Below are 19,108 nucleotides of genomic sequence, written 5' to 3' on the forward strand. Positions count from 1 at the left end.
AATGCAAAAAACTTTTCAAAAAGTTTTGCTTGTTATTTGTTGTTTTGTTTTGGTTTTGGGAACGCCAATTGAAATAAGGCACAATGAAATTAGCACAAGAGCGGTGAGTTTATCTGTGAGTGAGGCACAGGGTGAAAGTTGTAGTAATACGATTACTGCAGGTCTTACACAGTTGGGCAGTAGCATTCTCGGGTCTTTTACGAGCATTGGGGTTCCTACTGTAGATTATGGAAGCATTGCGAAAGATACATTGGATTGTGCCTTAAATGTTGGATGGCAAACGGTTAAGAGAGCCTTTATTGGAACAATTCAACAAGGTCTGTATGACTGGATAGAAGGTGGATTCCAGGGTAAGCCACTTTTTCTTGAAGATCCAGATGTGTTTTTTGATAATTTAGAGGATTATGCGATTGATGAGTTGTTCACAAGGGGAAATGAACTGGTTAGGTTTTTATGTAAGCCAATCCAAATAGACATAGCTCTTGAGTTGAGAACCATCCTTGGTGACAGACCAGAACTTCAATGCACCCTTGACGACATATCAGAAAACATAGAGGACTTTGAAGTAGGAGTTATAGATAACTGGGAAGACCTTGTCCATGTTACATACGAAAGAGGCAACAATCCGTTGTTCGTTCGTTTTTATGCAAAACTACAATTCCTTGATCTTATCAAAGACACAGAAGAACTATATGCCAGGATCAGAGGAGAATTCACAAAAGATGGATGGGGAGCAGAATATGATGAAGGATGTTTTGATCGCAACATAGCCCAAGCAGAAAGCCGAGCAAGAGAAAAGATATTAAAAAAGAAAGAGAGAGAAGGAACAGGAACAGTAATAACACAAGAAGAGTTTAGAGAGATCAAAGATGAAACAGATAGACAACTGAGAATACTTGCTGCAAGATATTGTGTCCCTCGTAAAGCTGCGGAAAGGGTGGGCGACACAGTGCAAGGAGAAGAACAAGCACAAAGAGAAGAGCTTTACGATATAGATGTAGAAGCACTTGCTGTTTCTGGAATAAATGCTTTGATTTCTCACGCAGTAGCAAGAGCAAAAAATTCTTTCTCAAAGAAAAGAAGGTCATATCCAAGCAGAGATGCAACCCCAGAACCAGAGGAAACACTTACAGAAGAAGAAAGAGAGAGGCAACAGTTGGAACAAGAGGTTGCCGCACTTTTGGAGAGCGGACAGGACCGCCCTGAGTTGGGGGCAGCCGGCTTGGGGGTTGGCGAGGACACCCTAACAAGAGCCCAAAGAATACTGCAAATAGAGCGATTTTACCTTATGGATGCGAAGGAAATACTCACATATGCCGTTGGTCCGACTGGAAACGATAGAGAGGGTAAATTCTATAGCGGTTTTCAGCAGGTGATTGCTGGTTTGGGTAGAGCTAATAGCCCAAGCGAAGTTAGTGGCGTGGCGGATAGACTGAAAGATGGATTGAAGGCATCTGTTGATAGTATGAAAAGATTTTTAAGCGAAGAAGAACAAGCAGATGTTGACCGTGAGGTAAGAACAAATGCACTGGATAATTATCCTGGAACAGCAAGAGATATTTTCAAGCCCTATATAAAGTGGATGAGAAGAACTTTGGTTGTGGTAGAAACTTCTTTAACAGAAGTAGAAGAAAAACTTAACGGACTAAATGCAGAAAATGCCGCAGAGGTGGTAAGTGATTCTCAAAGATACAATTCAAGGCAAGATGTCGCAACCCTTGTTGACAGCACGAATCGGGTTTTATTAGGAATACAGGAATATGCTTGGGAGGCATGTGAGGGCGATAAAGATATAGAAACTTGTAATCGTGTTTCACACAAGGACAATTATAGTCGCTTCATAACACAATATGTTGAAGATCCAAACTTTATAAGAATTTTGAATAAATTTGAAATAGAAGAACCAAGTATTACAAATATAAACAGCCAAAATATGCGGAGGACATGGTCTCATGGTCTTTTCGGCACTGCAACCAATTCTATCAATGTGCACTCTTATTCTGCTGGTTTAGGTAAAAGAGATGAACATCAAGCTTTGTATGAATAAATCTGGTTTTTACATATCATTTGTTCTTGTAGGAGTTTTGCTTGTGGTGAGTCCGTTTTTTGATATTGGGGGGAGACAAACTGCTGAGGCTTTTAATCCTTTTGTTGGATTAGTGGGAAGTTATTTGGGCGAAAGAGCGAGTAATATTTATAACCAAGGACGAGGGGATGAATCAAGTGCACGCAGAGAGGCGGTTTTGGGTCAAATATATCAATTGGAATTGCAAGAAAGAGTGAGAATAAGGGATGAAGCGTTGGAAAGGGCAGGAGGTGATGAATCTGCGAGACAAAGAATAAGGGAACAATATAATAGGGAAGCTGAAGGCAACTTACGAGCATGGGAGAGAGAATTAACAAGGTTGCGAGATCAAGATCCTGCGCCTGATGCAGTAAACGACCAAGTATTAAATGAGTTGCAAAATAGATTTAATGTAAGGAATGTAGAACTAAGGGATGAAGCATTGGAAAGGGCAGGAGATGATGAATCTGCGAGACAGGAAGCAAACACACAATACCAAGCAAATAGTGCAGCAGCACAAGACGTTGGCACTCAGACATTTAATAATAACGAAGAGGATTTATTGAATGTTGAGGGAATTTTGAATGATTTGGGTGGTAGTAATCAAATTTTTAAAAATGCAGAAAATATTAAGTGTAATGGTGGAGGTGGTGGAGGTGGTGGAGGTGGTGTGGTAGATGCAGTTACAGGTAATGCAGCGAGTGCTATAAAAGACCTGCTTAATCCTGAATGTGTGTTGCGTTTTTTTATGTATGGTTTGTCTGTATTCTTTCTTTTGGTGGGGCAATTTGTCTTGATTATCAGTATGGCTTTTTTCCATTCTATTATAGAGCAGTTTGTCACAGGTTTGACAGTGCTCATGGAAAAAATTGGCATAGAATCTATATGGATAATCTTTAGAAATTTGATAAACCTTGTTCTTGTTTTCTCTTTGGTCGCGATTGGTATAAGTATGATTTTGAGGATAACTTCTTTTGGGAATACTGGAAAACTTGTTCAACTGCTCATAGCGGCGACCTTAATCAACTTCAGTTTGTTTTTTGCAAAAGATGTGATGATTGGGACATCAAACCTTTTTATTAACTCTCTCCAATCATTCACTTTTGCGGAAGCCAACAGCCCCCCTTCTAATACGCCAGGCAGTTCTTCTGCTACACCAGAAGGCTCTTCTTCTAATACACAAAGTGTGGCAGGAAAAATATATACAACAAGTGGTATTGGTAAAATTGAAACCTGTGTTGCAGGAAGATTAAACGATTCAAACAATGATGGGCTTAACTTGGCAAATGCTCTTGAGTTTATGTTGGGTTCAATAATAATCTTCGCTCTTTATGTTCTTCTTGCTACTATGTTTGTTTATGTGGGATTCCATTTTTTGGTAAGGGGGATTTATCTTATAGTACTTGCCATAGCGTCGCCTGTTGGGTTTATATGGTTTATTCCCAAACTTAGAGATTTTGCGGCAGATTGGTGGAAAAAGATTATAGCTAACGCATTTATCGTTCCGATGTTGTTTTTGGTTATGATAATTTCAATAAAAATAATGGGGACAACTGGCAGCGATGTTGCGCAAGCGTGCACAGCTGCTGCTCGAGATACTACAAACAATGTATTGAGTCCTATTGATTATTTTAAAGCCATTACATCAATGATGTTGACTATTGCGCTTGGTTTGGGATTTTTCATAATAGCGAAAAAGAAAATAGTGGAGAATATAGACTCAGGCTTGGCAAATGCTCTCGCTACTCCTTTGAAGGCAGCAGGTGGCAAACTTAGGGGTCTTGCTGGAAGTGCTATTAGCAGTGTTGGAGGAGGAACTCTTGGTCTTGCTGGAAAGGGTGCCAATGTTGCTGGAAAGGGCGTTGGAAAGAGCATTGGTCTCGCTGGAAAGGGGATTGGTCTCACCGGAAAGGGTGTTAGTGGTGTTGGAGGCCTAACGGAGTCTCTTGGTAGAAAGGTTCTTGGTGCTGGTGTTGTTGGAGGGGCTGTTGGTGGTGCCTTGATAGCTGCTGGAAAGACAGGGAAGGTTGCTGGAAAGGGAGTTGAGCTTGCCGGAAAGGGAGTTGGGCGCGTTGGAAAGGGGGTTGAGAAAACTACAGAGGTGGTTGGCGATGTTGGAAAAGAAGTTATAGAGAAACTTAATGTGCCTGTAGTCGAGGGTCTAAAACAACCCATCCCCAATATTCCCCAAGCAGTGAGAAACAGAAAAGCAAAGAGAGCAATAGAAAAAGCAGAAGATAAGCGTCTCGCAGAGCTCATGAAAGATCTTAATGCTGGAAAGATCCGTTTTGGTAGTCGAGACTGGCATGAATTAACAAAATTGCAAGACAGGGTAGCCAAAAGGAATAAGAAATAAGGATGATTAAAGGGTGGTTTAATGCGTGATATAATTTAATTAGATACTATGCAGTTTAAGGTTCCTCAATTTCTTGAAGTTGAAGATAAGGTTGCGGGTGTTCTTACCTTTAAGCAACTGGTTTATGTTGCTGGTTCAGCGGCAATGATATTTTTGGGTGTGTCTTTTCTTGGATTGGTCTGGGGGATACTGGCGACATCTCCGTTTGTTCTTTTGGGTGTTCTTCTTGGTTTTGTGAAATACAACGGTCGCCCGTTTATATTCATCATAGAATCTGGTTTTTATTATTACATATCTAAAAAATTCTATTCGTGGCACAGGGGAGGGGGTGAAGAAGATGTAAATGAAGTTTTGATTCAAAAACTGAAAGCCCCTAAGAAATTTGATAATAGAAAGGTCGGTTCTATCAAATTTACAAATATGACAACTCAACTGGATACAGATATTGTGGATGATAAATAATTGCTTATGCCAACAACTGCTCCTTCAAAAAATTTTGTTCCTATAAAGGAAATAACAGATAACATAATAATAAGAAAAGACGGCACGCTTGTCGGTATTGTTCTTGTGAATTCTATAAACTTTGCTTTGAAGTCGCAAGATGAGAGAGCGGCTATTCTTTTTGAATTTCAAAATATGTTAAACTCGCTTGGTTTCAGTGTGCAGATACTCATCCAGTCGCGCAGAGAAAACATTGCACCATACATACAAAAGTTGAAGGGTATAAGAAAGGAGCAGAAAAATACACTTCTACAACTTCAGACACAGGAGTATATAAAATTTATACAAGAATTCACAAAAAAGACGGACATAATGTCAAAAAACTTTTTTATAGTAGTTACTTACAAACCTTTGGTAACTAAAAAGAGTTCTGGGTTCTCTCTTCCTTTTTTCTCCTCTCCAAAAAAGAAAAAGTCTGAGGCTTCTATTTCTCAAGAAAACCACGCTCAGCTTGAGCAGAGGGTGGAGGTGGTGAGGCAGAGTCTTTCCAGAATAGGATTGAAAACGGTTCAGTTGGGGCAAGAGGCGCTCATAGACCTTATTTACCAGACACTTAATCCTTATGGTTCTTAATATATAGTATGGCAAACGAAGAATTAAAATACGGAGTTCCTGAAAAATTTTACGAGAATAAGGCGTTGGGAATTGTTGATTTGGTTGCTCCTCCTGCGCTAAAGATAGCTTCAAGGAGTGTGTCTTTGGGTAGGCGACTTGCAAGGACATTTTTTGTAATATCGTATCCCAGTTTTTTGAGTGAAAACTGGTTCGCTCCGATAATTAACCTTGATAAAGAGTTTGATATTTCCCTGTTTATACACCCCATTGATACAGAAAAAGCGCTTAGAAAATTCAGAAGGAAGGTCGCTGAGGTCCAAAGCCAGATATTAGAACGAGAGACAAAGGGGCTTATCCGCGACCCAAAATTAGACACTGCTTATCAGGATCTTGAGCGTTTGAGGACACTGCTCCAGCAGGCACAGGAGCGGTTGTTTGATGCGGGGTTGTATATAACGGTATATGGAAAAACTGAAGAAGATCTTGATAGGTCAAGCAGTGAGATAGAGTCCTTCCTTGAATCAAGGATAATATACATAAAGCCAGCAACCTTCCAACAGGAGCAGGGTTTCAAAAGTATGATTCCTGTCGGAGACGATCTTCTTTCAATACATACAAAACTTAATTCAGAGCCATTATCAAGTTTCTTTCCTTTTGTTTCATCCAACCTCTCACACGATGACGGGATTTTGTTTGGGATAAACAGACACAACTCTTCTCTGATTCTTTTTGATAGGTTTTCACTTCCAAACTACAACTCTGTTACATTTGCAAAGTCAGGTGGTGGTAAATCATACGCAATGAAATTAGAAATTTTGCGTTCGCTTATGGTTGGTGTTGATGTGATTGTTATAGATCCTGAAAGGGAATTTGAATATCTTGCAAAAGCGGTTGATGGAAGATATTTTAATATTTCTCTTAACTCAGAGCACCACATCAATCCTTTTGATCTGCCTGCTGTTTTGCCAGATGAAAGACCATCAGACATTTTGCGTGCAAACATAATAAACCTTTTGGGGTTGTTTAAGATAATGCTTGGCGGACTTTCTGCAGAAGAGGATGCGATTCTTGATCAAGCAATTACTGAAACATATGCGCTTAAAGATATAACTCCAAAATCTGACTTCTCAAAAATATCACCGCCACTCATCTCTGACCTTGAATTAGTTCTTGCCGGAATGGATGGCGCAGAGGGGTTGGTTCAACGACTTGCTAAATACACTCGCGGAAGTTGGTCAAGGTTTATAAATCAGCCGACAAATGTAGATATAAATAGAAAGATGATTGTTTTCTCCATAAGAGATATGGAAGACGACCTTAAACCAGCAGCGATGTATATTGTTACACGGTATATATGGAACAGCATAAGAAGGGAGTTGAAAAGACGGCTTTTGGTTGTTGATGAGGCGTGGGTTATGATGAAATCAGAAGATACTGCATCATTTTTATACGGACTTGTTAAAAGGGGAAGGAAGTATTATCTTGGTGTCGCCACAATAACTCAAGATGTTGAGGACTTTTTGGGTTCTAAGTATGGTGGACCAATACTCACAAACTCTTCTCTTCAGTTGTTGTTGAGACAATCAACCGCGTCTATTGATGTTGTTCAAGAGACATTTAATCTGACAGAGGCTGAAAAATTTCTTTTATTGCAGGCAAATGTGGGTGAAGGAATATTTATAGCTGGGCTGAAACGGGCAGCGATTAAGATAATATCTTCATATACAGAGCATCAAATAATAACCTCAGATCCTTCGCAGATTCTATCAATAAAGCGGGGGCAGGACGAATTAAACAATGAGGGTGGGGAAAGCAAGATAATTTAGGAATAATTATCTATTGTTCTGCTTTTGTTCTATATAATGGTATTAATGCGATATTTATTGTTTTCTTTTGCTTTGGTATTTGCTGTTTTGTTGTTTTCAGCAGAACAGGTTGCTGTGGCGCAAATTCCGGTGGTAGACACACTGAGAAACACACGGACACCATTCCAACAAGCAGGTCCGAGTAAATGTCTGGCTTCTTCTCTTGTTCCTTTGTCTGTAATAGGCTCTCATCCAAAACCTTTTGAGGATTTTGCGGTGTCTGCGAGAGTGGGTGGAAACATTGATGCGTTAGATGTTGTTTGGAAGGTTAATAATAGAGAAGTTGAAATAGATGACAAAAGTGAGATAACAATAAAAGCAGGAGACTTTGGCCAAGCGATAGATGTCGTGTTTGAGGCAAGGTCTGGTGGATGTTTGAGATATAGCGGAAAAACATCTGTCCTTCCTGCGAACATAGAGATTGTGTGGGAAGCACTTACATCAACCACGCCTTTATATTACGGACGCCCTCTTCCGCCAAAAAACAGTTCGGTAAAAGCGACTTTGATAATAAGAGCGGTAAACAGAGAGGGTAATAATATGAGTGCTTCTGATTTTGATATCAAATGGATAGTTAATAATAGAGAGGTTACAAGGGCAAGAGGTGGGGACTCATTTACTTTCAGATTATTAAACAACACAAGCGAACAGGACATAAGGGCAATAATTTCTTCAGACAAAATTGGTTTGTTTGTTACAAAGTCAATTGTGTTTCCTTCTTTTTTCTCCATTGATCCAAAAGTTCTTTTATACAAGCAAGATCCCATTGAAGGAACATTAACCAACAGAATCCTAAGTGATGTAGATGTTGAAGAAGATCTTAATATTATTGCGATTCCTTATTTCTTTGATGAAACCAAACAAATTTCTTTTTCATGGACGCTTGATGGCGATAGTATAGGTAATGTAGATAATCTTTCTAAAATAACTCTCCGCCCTTCCAGTTCAAACAATGAAAAAAGTGTGGCGAAATTAAAAGTTGATGCGGTGAGTGTGGGAAGTATTGAGGGCGCTTCTTCAACTTCAGATATAAATGTTAGATATTAATATGAAAAATATAAAGAAAATATACTTGTCCATTTGGTTGCTGATAATTTTTTTACTTGCCACACCAACCGTTGCGCAAAACAGAATTATAGTAAATCTAAGGGGTGGTAATGAGATTGTGGATAGCGGCGGTGATGCAAGGCAATTTGTGGGAGATCTCTATGAGTTTTTGATAATTGTCGGTGGAATACTTGCTGTTATTATGTTTTCTTTTGGTGCTTTTATTTATATATTTTCTGAGGCAATACCCAAAAAGGTGGATGGGAAGGAATATATGGTTTATTCCATTCTTGGCGTTGTGGTAATTCTTTCATCATATCTCATATTCCAAACGATATGGGGCACAAATGTCTTAAAGGAAATTGGAATATAAATATGGAATCTGGAAATAAAAAAATTGTCGTGATAGGGAGTGTAATTTTTCTTATGATTGTTTTGGTGGTCGGTTCAGTTCTTTGGTTTCTTTCTGATACCAGTTCAAACATATCTGTGCGAGATAGTGGGGATTCTGGAGAAGTTCCGTTTAGTTTTATAGATGAGATTGAGGATGTGGAGACAGACAATACACAGGATGATTTTTTTAATTCCCAAGTGGTAGAAACCGATGGGGATGTTGACTCTTTTGAGAATATAAACACCCAAAACAACCCATCGGTTAATGAAGGAGGGGCAGATGCGCGAAATGTGGAAACAACCAGTAGAGACATATCGGGTATTTCAAATGCTGTTAAAATATTTCCAAAAGCGGCTGCTGGTTTGAATTTGTTGGATTCAAAAGTTCGTTTGGTTGAGAGGTCATCAGGAAATATATATGAAATAAAATTGGGAAACAAAGAATCTATACACACTCCAAAAAGAATAACCAACGCGAGTATTTTGCGTGTCAGAAACGCGATTGTTTCTGGGGAAGGGGCGGTTGTTCAATATGAGGATATACAGACAGATGAATTGAGGACATTATTCACAACAATAGGAGTAGAAACTGGTGGCTTTTCAAAACTAACAAGAGGGACATTATTACAAAGTGCTCCTTTTATAGGGTGGTCTTCCAAAAATAAAAAAGTTTTTTATATCAATCAAAATGAATCTGGCGTTGAAGGTTTTGTTACAAACACAGGTGGCAGATCACCGGCAAAAGTTTTTGAGTCCTCGTTTCTCTCATGGAGACCAATTGTTGCAGAAGACGGAGCGATTGGTGTTTTGACAGCTCCTTCAAGATTTACAAAAGGATTTTTATATAAGGTTGAAAATAGCGGTAATCTATCTTTAGTAACAGGAGATGTGGACGGGCTTTCTATTGCAAATCCAAAATCTTTTGATAAGTTTGTTATATCTTTTATATCTAACGGTCTGCTTAGGATAAGCCTTGTTGATAACAAATCAAAAAGAGTTGTTCTTTTCAGTTTTCAAACACTTGCTGAAAAATGTGCTATGGGAAACAAGATAATAGTATGTGGCGTTCCCAAAGATTTAGATGGCGATGGTTTTATAGCCTCAGACCTTCCTGATTCTTGGTATAGAGGAGAGGGTGTTTTTGAGGACAGTATTCTCTTTATAAATATGGAAAATGGCGAGATATTCAAGACCATTGACCCCACAAGAGAGGCAGGAGAGGAGGTTGATTTTTATAGGGCGATTGTCACAGATGATGACAAAAAGGTTGTTTTCATAAACAAGAGGGATGAGTCGGTCTGGGTAGCCTTTAATTAGCCTTATTATTGCTGTTTCGCTTCATCACCATTGGTCTAAATATCAGCATTTCCTGCAATATAGAAACAAGGGCAGTTGCGGTCCAGTAGAGGGCAACCGCGCCCGAGAGGTAAAAAGAGGTGATGGCGACCATTGGGGGCAAAATAATAAACATCCATTTTTCCATTTTTTTTCTCATCAAATCCATTTGTTCTGTTGATGCCTTTCTTGGACGAGAAAAAATAGCTTTCAATAAAAAGTATTGTGAGATAAAAGCAAAAACTGCAAGTAACAAACTTTGTGAGGAAAGATCAATGTTGAGTAAAGATCCATTTATAGTTGAAGGAAACTCTACAAAAGAATATAGTAAATCACTTCTTGCGACAAAAATCTCATCTCTAATTATTATAAGAGAAACTGTTATTATAATTGGTATCTGAAGTATTATTGAAAGGATTCCCAAAAACGGATGGAAGTTGTGTTCTTTGAAAAGTTTTTGTATCCTTATAAAAAACTCTTCTTTGTTGTTTTCATATTTTTTCTTTATCTCTTCCATCTTCTTGCTTATCTCTTCCTGGACCTGTTGATTGTGAAACGATATCATCAAAAGTGGAAACAGTATTATTTTTATTATTATAGGTATCACCACCATCGCTATAGCGATATTATCTCCTAATAAAGAAATAATAAATATAATAGAGTTGTATATAGGAGCGTATATTACTGTTGAAAAAAAACCCATAATAATTTAGTTAAGCAACCTTTCTTGTTTCAATAATTTTATCATTGTTTCTTTTATATGTTCTTTGTTATATATAAAAAAAAGACCTGAAAAAGATTTTAGGTTTGGTTTGTTCTTTTCAAGTGCGCCTCTCATTATTCTTTTCATTCTATTTCTATCTGTTGCAAGCTTCTCCACCTTTTTGCTTATTGAAAAAGACACATACACAGTTTCTGTTCTTCCCTTGGTGTATACAAACTTCATATTCTTTTCAATATAAGATTTCTTACCAACAGACATTACCTTTTTTACACCATCCCTGTCAAGCGACTTTATTTCTAAAACCATAACCTAAACTGTTATGCGAGTGCGTTTTTTCATTCGCCTTCTTTTTAGTATGGCTTGACCTCCTTTGGTTTTTGACCTATTCAAAAAACCGTGTGTCTTTAAGCGTTTTCTCTTTTTTGGACTATAAGTAGTTGACATAATAAAGCAACACCAATCAGTATACATTTTATGGGAGTTTGTTGCAACCCACAACCTTTGCACTTTTTTTACACTTTTGCAGGGGTTGAAAAAATCAACAACAAATGAGAAAGTGGTCTTACATTTACAAATTTATTCAGATAAGTTACTATATAAAACAATATGAGGAACAACATCTCTTCTTACAACACAAAAAAGGTCGAAACAGAAGGAGTTATAAATGCAGCAACCTTGTGGGAGGGGGTTCTTGATAACATAAAGACAAGTGTTCAAGACACCACATTTGCGACTTGGTTCAAGGGGACACACATCATTAAATTTAAGGATGGAGTTGTCCACATAGGAGTCCAAAATGAATTCACAAGAAGTTGGCTCAACCAAAAACACTACAGACTTATTTTGAAAGAGCTAAGAGACAAGGTTGAAAGCGTGAGAGCGATTAAGTTTGTTGTATCAACAAATATAAAATCTTTGGCAAACAGAGAGAGAAAAATAAATGTGAAAAACAATACTAACAAATCCGGAGATCTTGCTCTTGAAAGATATCAAATAGACAGAGAAGACAACTTAAACCCAAGGTATACTTTTGATACCTTTGTTGTTGCTCCGTTCAATGAGATAGCAAGCACTGCCGCAGAAGCTGTTGTAAACAAACCTGGCATGACATACAATCCGTTTTTTGTGTACGGTCCTGCCGGTGTTGGAAAGACACACTTGCTACAAGCAATAGGAAACAAATTAAAATCACTGAACACAAACTTACGCGGATATTATGTAACATCAGAAATGTTTTGTTCTGATTTTCTTAACTCCATAAAAAGAGGGGACATAGGAAGGTTTGTTGGAAAATTTGAAAAGTATGATTTTTTGATTTTTGATGACACGCAATTCTTAATGAACAAAGAAAAAACTATGGAAGCGCTATTCAATGTTTTTAACCGACTTCACCAATCAAACAAACAAATGGTTCTTTCCTCAGATGTTCATCCAGCAGATTTGAATGGGGCAGAGGAAAGGCTAAAGTCCCGATTCTGCTCTGGCATAACTCTTGGATTAAATGCACCTGATTTTGAGTCAAGATGTATGATAATAAAGGAGAAAATGAGAGAAAGGGGTCTGTCATTGCAGGAAAGCACTGTTGAGCTTATAGCAAAAGATGTTGAGGCAAGTGTAAGGGAGTTGGAGGGAATTATGAATCTGATACTCATACACATGGAGATGAAAAATGGGGATTTGAGTGTTGAAAACATAAGAACCCTTGTAAAACAGTTCATAAGACCTAAAAAGGCGGTGTCTATGCAGGAAGTTATAAGAAAAGTCTGTAATTTTTACGACATAAAAGAAGAAACCGTTATGTCATCAATGAGAAGCCGTAAGATCGTCCAAGCAAGACAATTAATTATGTATATTCTCAGAGAGTATGCAAACATTCCTTTCTCAACCATAGGTCAATATCTAAAAAGGGATCACACAACAGTTATACACTCTTGTGAAAAAATTAAAAAAGAGCTAACCAAAAACAAAGTTTTGGCGGAAGACTTCAGACAGTTACGCGGAATATTAAATATGTAAAACCATAGCAAACTCTGTTAATATCATGTTAAATACCTTGCAACAATCCACACATCAAACCACACTTAAGGGATATGTAAAATTAATTAAGGTTGGAGCAAGGTTCATTAAGAAACATATCAACAGAAATATTCTTAAAATATTCAACAATATAAAAGAATTAGTTTGTATTCCACAGTTTGAAGACAATAATAAAAGATATAATAATTATATATAATAAATATATGAAATTTGAATTGACAGCAGAAGATTTTTTCAAATGTGTATCCTTGGCTGATAGGGTGAGTAAAAAAAGGTCTATAGCAACAAACAACCTTGTCCATTCAATTCACATTGAGGCGAAAGAAGATGTGATAATTCTCAAGGCAATGAATAATATGGGAATATCAATAACTCAGCCCGCGACTGTCTTTAAGGACGGATCTGTTCTTTTGCCGGGCAGCATACTTCACGGCTTTGTTTCAAACATATCGCCAGAAGCCGTATTGAGCATTGAGAAAAAGGGTTCTATGCTAAGCATAAGCACATCACACAATGAGGCGGAGATAGAGCTTTTCAAGGAGGAAGAGTTTCCTTCTTTTCCAGAAATAGAAAACACAACCACATTTGAGGTTCTAAAAGAGGTTCTTCTTCAGGGAATAGAAAATGTGTCCCACATTGCATCACCGATTCTCTCCAAACCAGAACTTGCGACACTTCACATATACACAAAAGACGACATACTTCATTTTGTCGCAGGTGATAGATCTCGGATGGCGGAAAAAAAGATGCTTAACACAAAAATTGAAAATGATGTATATATTTTGTTGCCTATTGAAAATGTTCCAGATGTATATTATCTTTTGAAATCTGTCTACAAGCCGGTAAAAGTTTCTTTCAATGAGCAATATGTTTCATTTGAATCAGATGGCATATATTTCTTCTCGCGCTTGATAGATGGGTCTTTTCCTAAATATCTTGACCTCATACCAAAAAGTTCGGTGTCTGAGGTAAAATTGATAAAGAATGATTTGCTTTCATTTTTTAAGAAAGCGCCATATTTTTCAGATAAATTTAACAGAATGAGAATAGAGGCAGATTCTGAAAAAAAGACATGTGTTTGCACAATTGAGAATAGCGGTGTCGGAAGGACAAGAGAGATAATCCCGTCAGATGTAATAGGGGAGTCGTTTTCAGCAAAATTTGATTACCAATACATATATGACCCGCTACAGTCCATAACATCCAATCACCTTAAAATAATATTTTATGGACTCGGAAAACCAGCGGTGATGAAAGACACCAACGATGACTCCTTCACTTATATAGTTGCGCCAATAATAGATTAAATTATATTTATTTCAACTTCCTCTGTTGTGGAGTTAAACACGGAATCGCGTGCAATAACCTTTATCACATTTTTTCCATCTTTTGAGTGTGGTGTTTGGTTTGGTATAAATTTGAAAAAGGGTATTGATCCAAGAACACCAAGAAGGTTGTCATTCAAATAAACCTCATAAGACTTTATCCTGTATTTTCCATTTGAAGAAAATGATATTGTTATTTCGTCTGATTCTTTATAAATACCACCTTCAACTGGTCTAACTATTTTTACTTCTGGAAAGTTTGATGGTATGTGTATATTATCCTCATAATTTGGTTTTGTTGGAAAATCATTCTCCGACACATTTCTCCTTACCCACTCGCCAACACTGTGCTCCCAGAGATGATATTGCGGTGTTGTGCTTGGAACTTCGGGAACACTACCTCTTGGGTCATCTTTATCAATCCAATGCAGTATTGAATGAGGATCAAATGTGTGACCCAACTTCCTTGTTTCTTCCGGCGTGTGTTCTGTCGCAAGACCTTTTGATATTGTGTCTATCTCAAATTCTTCATTTCCTATCCACACACCATTAAGAACAGGATTCGCGTTTTTTGTATCAACAAATGGTGGGGCAAACCTATCACCCTCATCTCCATGTTCTCTAAGTGCTATTTTTACAATCTCATTCCACATTGGCGCAACAATAAAGCCCGCAACTTTTTTAACCATCGGAGAGTTGTCGTTGTTTCCAGCCCAAACACCAACGGCAACATTTGGTGAATATCCAACAATCCACGCATCCCTATAGTCATTTGTAGTTCCTGTTTTTACAGCAACATCATGCCCTTCTATGCGTAGGAAAGAATGTTCGCCAAACGCCGGAGCCCTTGCCTCATTGTTCTCCAAAATCTCATTTACCATCCTTGCAACATTTGCATCAAGGACCTTGTCTTCTTTAAGATCAACCACTTCAACATTTCCCCCAGATTTTTTGTTTATTGACAATATGGAGCGGTAGGGAACAAAAACACCCTCCCTTCCAAATGTTGCATAGGAATTAACAACATCAACCAACCTGACCTCACCGCCACCCAAAACAAGAGTAAGCCCATATCTTAATGGATCTGTGAGAGTTGATATTCCCATATTTTGAGCAAGGTTGAATGTTTCATTAAGACCCGCGAGGAAAAGTGTTTTTACAGATGGAACATTTATGGATTGTGCGAGGGCATCTCTCATTTTTACAGGACCTCTGAATACATTATCGTAATTTTGCGGAGAGTAACACACATCATCCGTTTCAAAATTATCTGGCTCACAGGACTCATGAAACTGGGTTGGAACATCAAATACAACCGTGTTTGGAGTGAAACCTTTATTAAACGCAGCAGCATAAGCAAACGGCTTGAAAACAGAACCTGGCTGTCTAAGAGAAGTTGTAACATTAACCCGACCATCAATATCAGGATCAAAATAATCTCTTGACCCAACCATCGCCAAAATTTCACCCGTTTTTACATCTGTTACAATAACACCAGCATTTTCTGCGTTGAACTTTGTTTCATTTTCAAGTGCCCCCTTTCTCACAATCTCTTCCAACTGTCTCTGAAGATTATAATCAAGAGTCGTTGTAACGCTTAATCCCTCTGATGCAGGGTCATTAATTTTATACCTTTGTGATAGCGCATCTTTTACAAAAAACACAAAATGAGGGGCTTTAATGTTTGTCTCTATCCTATCCCTAAACACAACTTCCTCAGCAAGTGCTAAACTGTATTCCTCTTCATCAATCATACCCAAATCAAACATCCTTCTCAAAACAAGATTTTTTCTTTCTTCAAGGGCATCAACATTTTCTCCATATGGAGAATAAAAAGATGGTGCTTTTGGAAGAGAGGCGATATATGCCGCTTCTGCAAGCGACAAGTCCGCAGGATCTTTATTGAAAAAAACTTGGCTTGCTTCTCCAACACCATACACAGTTCCTCCGTATGGAATCTCATTTAGGTAAAGCCCCAATATCTCTTCTTTTGTAAGCACCCCCTCTATTTTTATAGACAAAACCCACTCTTTAAGTTTTCTGGAAATTGATTTATCAAAAGTCAACAGCGTGTTCTTTACAAGCTGTTGTGTAATTGTTGACCCTCCCTGTTCAAAGCCGAGAGAAAATATATTGGTAAGCGTCGCCCTCACTATAGAGAGAGGTCTTAAACCAAAGTGGTCATAAAACTTGCCGTCCTCAATCGCGACCGTGGCGTTTTTTACATGTCTTGAAATGTCGTGAAGGGGAACAAACTGCCGTTTTTTATCTCCCACAAAATCAAACAAGACAACCTGCCCTGTGCGGTCAAGTATTTTTGTTGATTGCTCTATTCTCCTTTCTCCAAAAGAGGAAAGATCTGGAATAGGCAAAAGAGCGGTCCATATTATAAGTATGCCCGCCAATAGAAAAAATAATGAAATGCCAGTAGTGACAGCTATAATGACACCCTTTGAAACAAAACGCCTCATATTTGCTATAATAACACACAAGGTAGATTTATAAAAACCTATTGATATGTGGTTCAAAAAGACAAAGGCAAAATCAATTTCATCTGAAAAAATCAAGGAAATACTTTCCAGAGGGGTAGAAGAAGTTATTGATAAAAAATTCATAGAAAGTTCGCTAAAGGACGGGAAAAAGTTGCGTATAAAGCTTGGCATAGATCCAACATCTGACTCACTTCATTTGGGCTCTCTTGTGCTCCTTATGAAACTCCGTGATTTTGAGGAGGCAGGACACACGCCAGTCGTCATAATAGGCGACTTCACGGCTCGCATAGGGGACACATCAGACAAAGATTCAGAGCGCCCATCCCTTGAGAAAAAGTTGGTTGAGAAAAATATGAAGAATTATGCGACCCAAATAAAACGCATATTAAAATCGTCTGAGGTTGAGATCTTATACAATTCAAATTGGCTTAACAATCTTAAATACGAAGAAGTGATATCACACGCCGGCATGTTTTCTGTGTCCGACTTTATAGCAAGAGATAATATAGCACGGCGACTCAAAGCAGGGAATAGAGTTTCATTAAAAGAAGTTCTTTACCCTCTTATGCAAGGGTATGACAGTTTGGTTGTGAATGCAGATGTTGAGTTGGGTGGAACAGATCAAAGGTTTAATATAATTGCAGGACGAACAATACAAAAAAACAACAACAAAAAACCACAATCAGTTGTTTTGACACCAATACTGTCTGGACTGGACGGCAAAAAGATGAGTAAAAGTTTTGGCAATACCATATCCCTTGATTCTTCTCCACAGGAAATATATGGAGGAATAATGTCTGTTAATGATGAATATGTTTTTGAATACTTTAAATTACTCACACGACTACAGCAAAATGTTATTGATAGGTTAAAAAGCAGAACACCCCTTGAAGCAAAAAAATCTCTTGCAAAAGAAGTGGTTTCAATCTTGCATGGCGATGAAGAGGCAGAGAAATCTGAAAAGTATTTTGAAGATGTTTTTCAAGAAAAAAAGAATATATCTGACTATGCAGAAGATATAGAGGTATCATCGGGAAAAAACCTTGTTGAGATTGCAGAAACACTTAATCTCTCAAGAGCAGAGATGAAGCGTTTGGTAAGAAGTGGCGCAATAAAGACAGAGCGAGGCGACAGCATAAAAGATGAGATATACACACCAAAGGACAATGAAATTATATTGATAGGAAAAAGAAGGATAGTGAGAGTAAAATATAAATAAAAAAAAAGAGTTTCGCTAAGTGGAGTGTGGAGCAATCCTGCGAAACTCTCAAGTGCCCAAGAAAGAAGAATCCAAAAAGAACTTGGGCAGTCTCTCATTTAGGAGATGAGCAATTTTATTGTATCATCTGTTTGAAATTTTGCAAGGTCTTTTCTCAACTTCCTCCTTTGGCGAGTAGCCCAGAGATAGATACAGCAACTGCATCATATTCATCGTCCTTTTTGCCTTTTGGTAGTGTTGGGATGAGCAGAGAGACCATTTTATAAATTTGCTGTTTCTCTGCCGAGCCGTCCCCACACACCATGGACTTTATCTCTTTTGGAGTGAATTGTAACACCTTTAATTTTTTATCTTCTGTTGTATAAAGCAGGGCACCCCTTACCTCAGCAACCTGCATGGCAGTTTTTTTGTTTTTCGCGACAAATAAAAGTTCAATCGCACAAAAATCAGGTTTATACTTTTCTATCAGTTTTTTATAACGGTCTGTTATCTCCCACAACCTTTTTTCAAAATTATCTTTTGAGTTTGTTTCCGCACACTCAGAATGAATTAACTTGAACTTTCCACCACTTTCTTCGACAAGCGCGAACCCAGCTCTGTCATATCCAGGATCAACACCAAGAACTATCATTTTGAAGCGTTTGTTATAACTTTCTCAACATCATCATGTTCTTCCAAAGCACTGACAAGTTTTTCCAAAGGGGACATATCGGACTCACTCAATTTGATTGGCGACTTTGGAATCCACTCACCGCCCTCATTACTGAACGACCATTTTACAGCGCCGGGCTGTGCAAATGAACCGCCACATTTTGATGTTAAGTGTCTGAGTTCTGCGACCGTCCTGTTTTTATTATCTGTTACCGCTTGAACCATTATTCCCACACCACTTGGTCCGTATATCTCATACAAAACACTTTCACCGCCTGCTTTAGATGAACTACCTTTTGCAATCGCCCTTTCTATGTTTTCTGAAGGCATGTTCTCTGACTTTGCGTTTTCAATCGCAACTTTAAGCGCAGGGGAAGAACGATCACCTCCTGCTTTTTTAGACTCAGCGGCAATTATTGCGGCATGCTTGGAAAAAATTTTACTTTTCTTAGCGTCTGTAACCGCCTTTTTGTGTTTGACTTTTGACCATTTATTATGACCGGACATAATTTATTATTCTAAACTTTTTAAATGTTTAACGCC

17 protein-coding genes are annotated in these 19,108 nt (G+C 38.1%); 11 read left to right on the forward strand and 6 right to left on the reverse strand.

The window, feature by feature from the left end; all coding sequences use genetic code 11:
- The first annotated feature begins 1 nt into the window (after nucleotide 1).
- Genes OXU73_00375 through OXU73_00410 form a run of 8 tightly spaced genes read left to right on the forward strand, consistent with a single transcriptional unit; the run spans nucleotide 2 to nucleotide 10,099 of the window.
- Nucleotides 2–2,047 carry a hypothetical protein gene (locus tag OXU73_00375; GenBank protein ID MDD9867782.1) on the forward strand — a complete coding sequence of 682 codons (2,046 nt, stop codon included), beginning with the start codon at nucleotides 2–4 and terminating at the stop codon, nucleotides 2,045–2,047.
- The gene (locus tag OXU73_00380) at nucleotides 2,040–4,421 is read left to right on the forward strand and encodes a hypothetical protein (protein ID MDD9867783.1); all 2,382 of its coding nucleotides are present in this window, start codon (nucleotides 2,040–2,042) and stop codon (nucleotides 4,419–4,421) included. Before OXU73_00375 ends, OXU73_00380 begins: the two co-directional genes overlap by 8 nt.
- Nucleotides 4,422–4,469: 48 nt before the next feature.
- The gene (locus tag OXU73_00385; protein MDD9867784.1) at nucleotides 4,470–4,883 is read left to right on the forward strand and encodes a PrgI family protein; all 414 of its coding nucleotides are present in this window, start codon (nucleotides 4,470–4,472) and stop codon (nucleotides 4,881–4,883) included.
- Nucleotides 4,884–4,889: 6 nt separating this feature from the next.
- Nucleotides 4,890–5,495, forward strand: a complete 606-nt coding sequence (locus OXU73_00390; protein MDD9867785.1) for a hypothetical protein — start codon at nucleotides 4,890–4,892, stop codon at nucleotides 5,493–5,495.
- 8 nt (nucleotides 5,496–5,503) lie between these two features.
- Entirely contained in the window at nucleotides 5,504–7,303 is a 1,800-nt protein-coding gene (locus OXU73_00395; GenBank protein ID MDD9867786.1) for a conjugal transfer protein TraC, read from the forward strand.
- 45 nt (nucleotides 7,304–7,348) lie between these two features.
- A complete protein-coding gene (locus tag OXU73_00400; GenBank protein ID MDD9867787.1) occupies nucleotides 7,349–8,389 on the forward strand; it encodes a hypothetical protein in 1,041 nt (346 codons plus the stop codon).
- A 1-nt stretch (nucleotide 8,390) separates the two neighbouring features.
- Nucleotides 8,391–8,762, forward strand: a complete 372-nt coding sequence (locus OXU73_00405) for a hypothetical protein (GenBank protein MDD9867788.1) — start codon at nucleotides 8,391–8,393, stop codon at nucleotides 8,760–8,762.
- 2 nt (nucleotides 8,763–8,764) lie between these two features.
- A complete protein-coding gene (locus OXU73_00410; protein MDD9867789.1) occupies nucleotides 8,765–10,099 on the forward strand; it encodes a hypothetical protein in 1,335 nt (444 codons plus the stop codon).
- Here OXU73_00410 and yidC read toward each other — a convergent pair.
- The 3 genes from yidC to rpmH are packed head-to-tail and all read right to left on the reverse strand — an operon-like array spanning nucleotide 10,092 to nucleotide 11,285.
- Nucleotides 10,092–10,820 carry a membrane protein insertase YidC gene (yidC, locus tag OXU73_00415; protein MDD9867790.1) on the reverse strand — a complete coding sequence of 243 codons (729 nt, stop codon included), beginning with the start codon at nucleotides 10,818–10,820 and terminating at the stop codon, nucleotides 10,092–10,094. The genes OXU73_00410 and yidC overlap by 8 nt on opposite strands.
- A gap of 6 nt (nucleotides 10,821–10,826) precedes the next feature.
- Nucleotides 10,827–11,147, reverse strand: coding sequence for a ribonuclease P protein component (locus OXU73_00420; GenBank protein MDD9867791.1), 321 nt, complete (start codon nucleotides 11,145–11,147; stop codon nucleotides 10,827–10,829).
- Between the two features lie 3 nt (nucleotides 11,148–11,150).
- Entirely contained in the window at nucleotides 11,151–11,285 is a 135-nt protein-coding gene (gene rpmH, locus OXU73_00425) for a 50S ribosomal protein L34 (GenBank protein MDD9867792.1), read from the reverse strand.
- A gap of 162 nt (nucleotides 11,286–11,447) precedes the next feature.
- Here rpmH and dnaA point away from each other — a divergent pair, with 162 nt between their 5' ends.
- Together dnaA and dnaN are read left to right on the forward strand one after the other, a co-directional pair.
- Nucleotides 11,448–12,857, forward strand: a complete 1,410-nt coding sequence (gene dnaA, locus OXU73_00430; GenBank protein MDD9867793.1) for a chromosomal replication initiator protein DnaA — start codon at nucleotides 11,448–11,450, stop codon at nucleotides 12,855–12,857.
- Between the two features lie 224 nt (nucleotides 12,858–13,081).
- Nucleotides 13,082–14,185: a DNA polymerase III subunit beta gene (dnaN, locus tag OXU73_00435; protein ID MDD9867794.1), complete on the forward strand. Its 1,104-nt coding sequence runs from the start codon at nucleotides 13,082–13,084 to the stop codon at nucleotides 14,183–14,185.
- Here dnaN and OXU73_00440 read toward each other — a convergent pair.
- Nucleotides 14,182–16,674 (reverse strand): transglycosylase domain-containing protein, encoded by a 2,493-nt coding sequence (locus OXU73_00440; GenBank protein ID MDD9867795.1) that lies wholly within the window; start codon nucleotides 16,672–16,674, stop codon nucleotides 14,182–14,184. The two genes, dnaN and OXU73_00440, sit on opposite strands and share 4 nt — an antisense overlap.
- A 46-nt stretch (nucleotides 16,675–16,720) precedes the next feature.
- Between OXU73_00440 and tyrS the strand changes: the two genes are divergently transcribed.
- Nucleotides 16,721–17,914, forward strand: a complete 1,194-nt coding sequence (gene tyrS / locus OXU73_00445; protein ID MDD9867796.1) for a tyrosine--tRNA ligase — start codon at nucleotides 16,721–16,723, stop codon at nucleotides 17,912–17,914.
- Between the two features lie 154 nt (nucleotides 17,915–18,068).
- Here the strand turns inward: tyrS and OXU73_00450 are convergent, their stop codons facing one another.
- Nucleotides 18,069–18,545, reverse strand: a complete 477-nt coding sequence (locus OXU73_00450) for a crossover junction endodeoxyribonuclease RuvC (GenBank protein MDD9867797.1) — start codon at nucleotides 18,543–18,545, stop codon at nucleotides 18,069–18,071.
- Nucleotides 18,542–19,072, reverse strand: coding sequence for a YebC/PmpR family DNA-binding transcriptional regulator (locus tag OXU73_00455; GenBank protein ID MDD9867798.1), 531 nt, complete (start codon nucleotides 19,070–19,072; stop codon nucleotides 18,542–18,544). Before OXU73_00455 ends, OXU73_00450 begins: the two co-directional genes overlap by 4 nt.
- Nucleotides 19,073–19,108 lie beyond the last annotated feature (36 nt).

Source organism: Candidatus Campbellbacteria bacterium (assembly GCA_028817035.1).
Classification (GTDB): domain Bacteria; phylum Patescibacteriota; class Minisyncoccia; order Phycocordibacterales; family JABAAK01; genus JAPPQH01.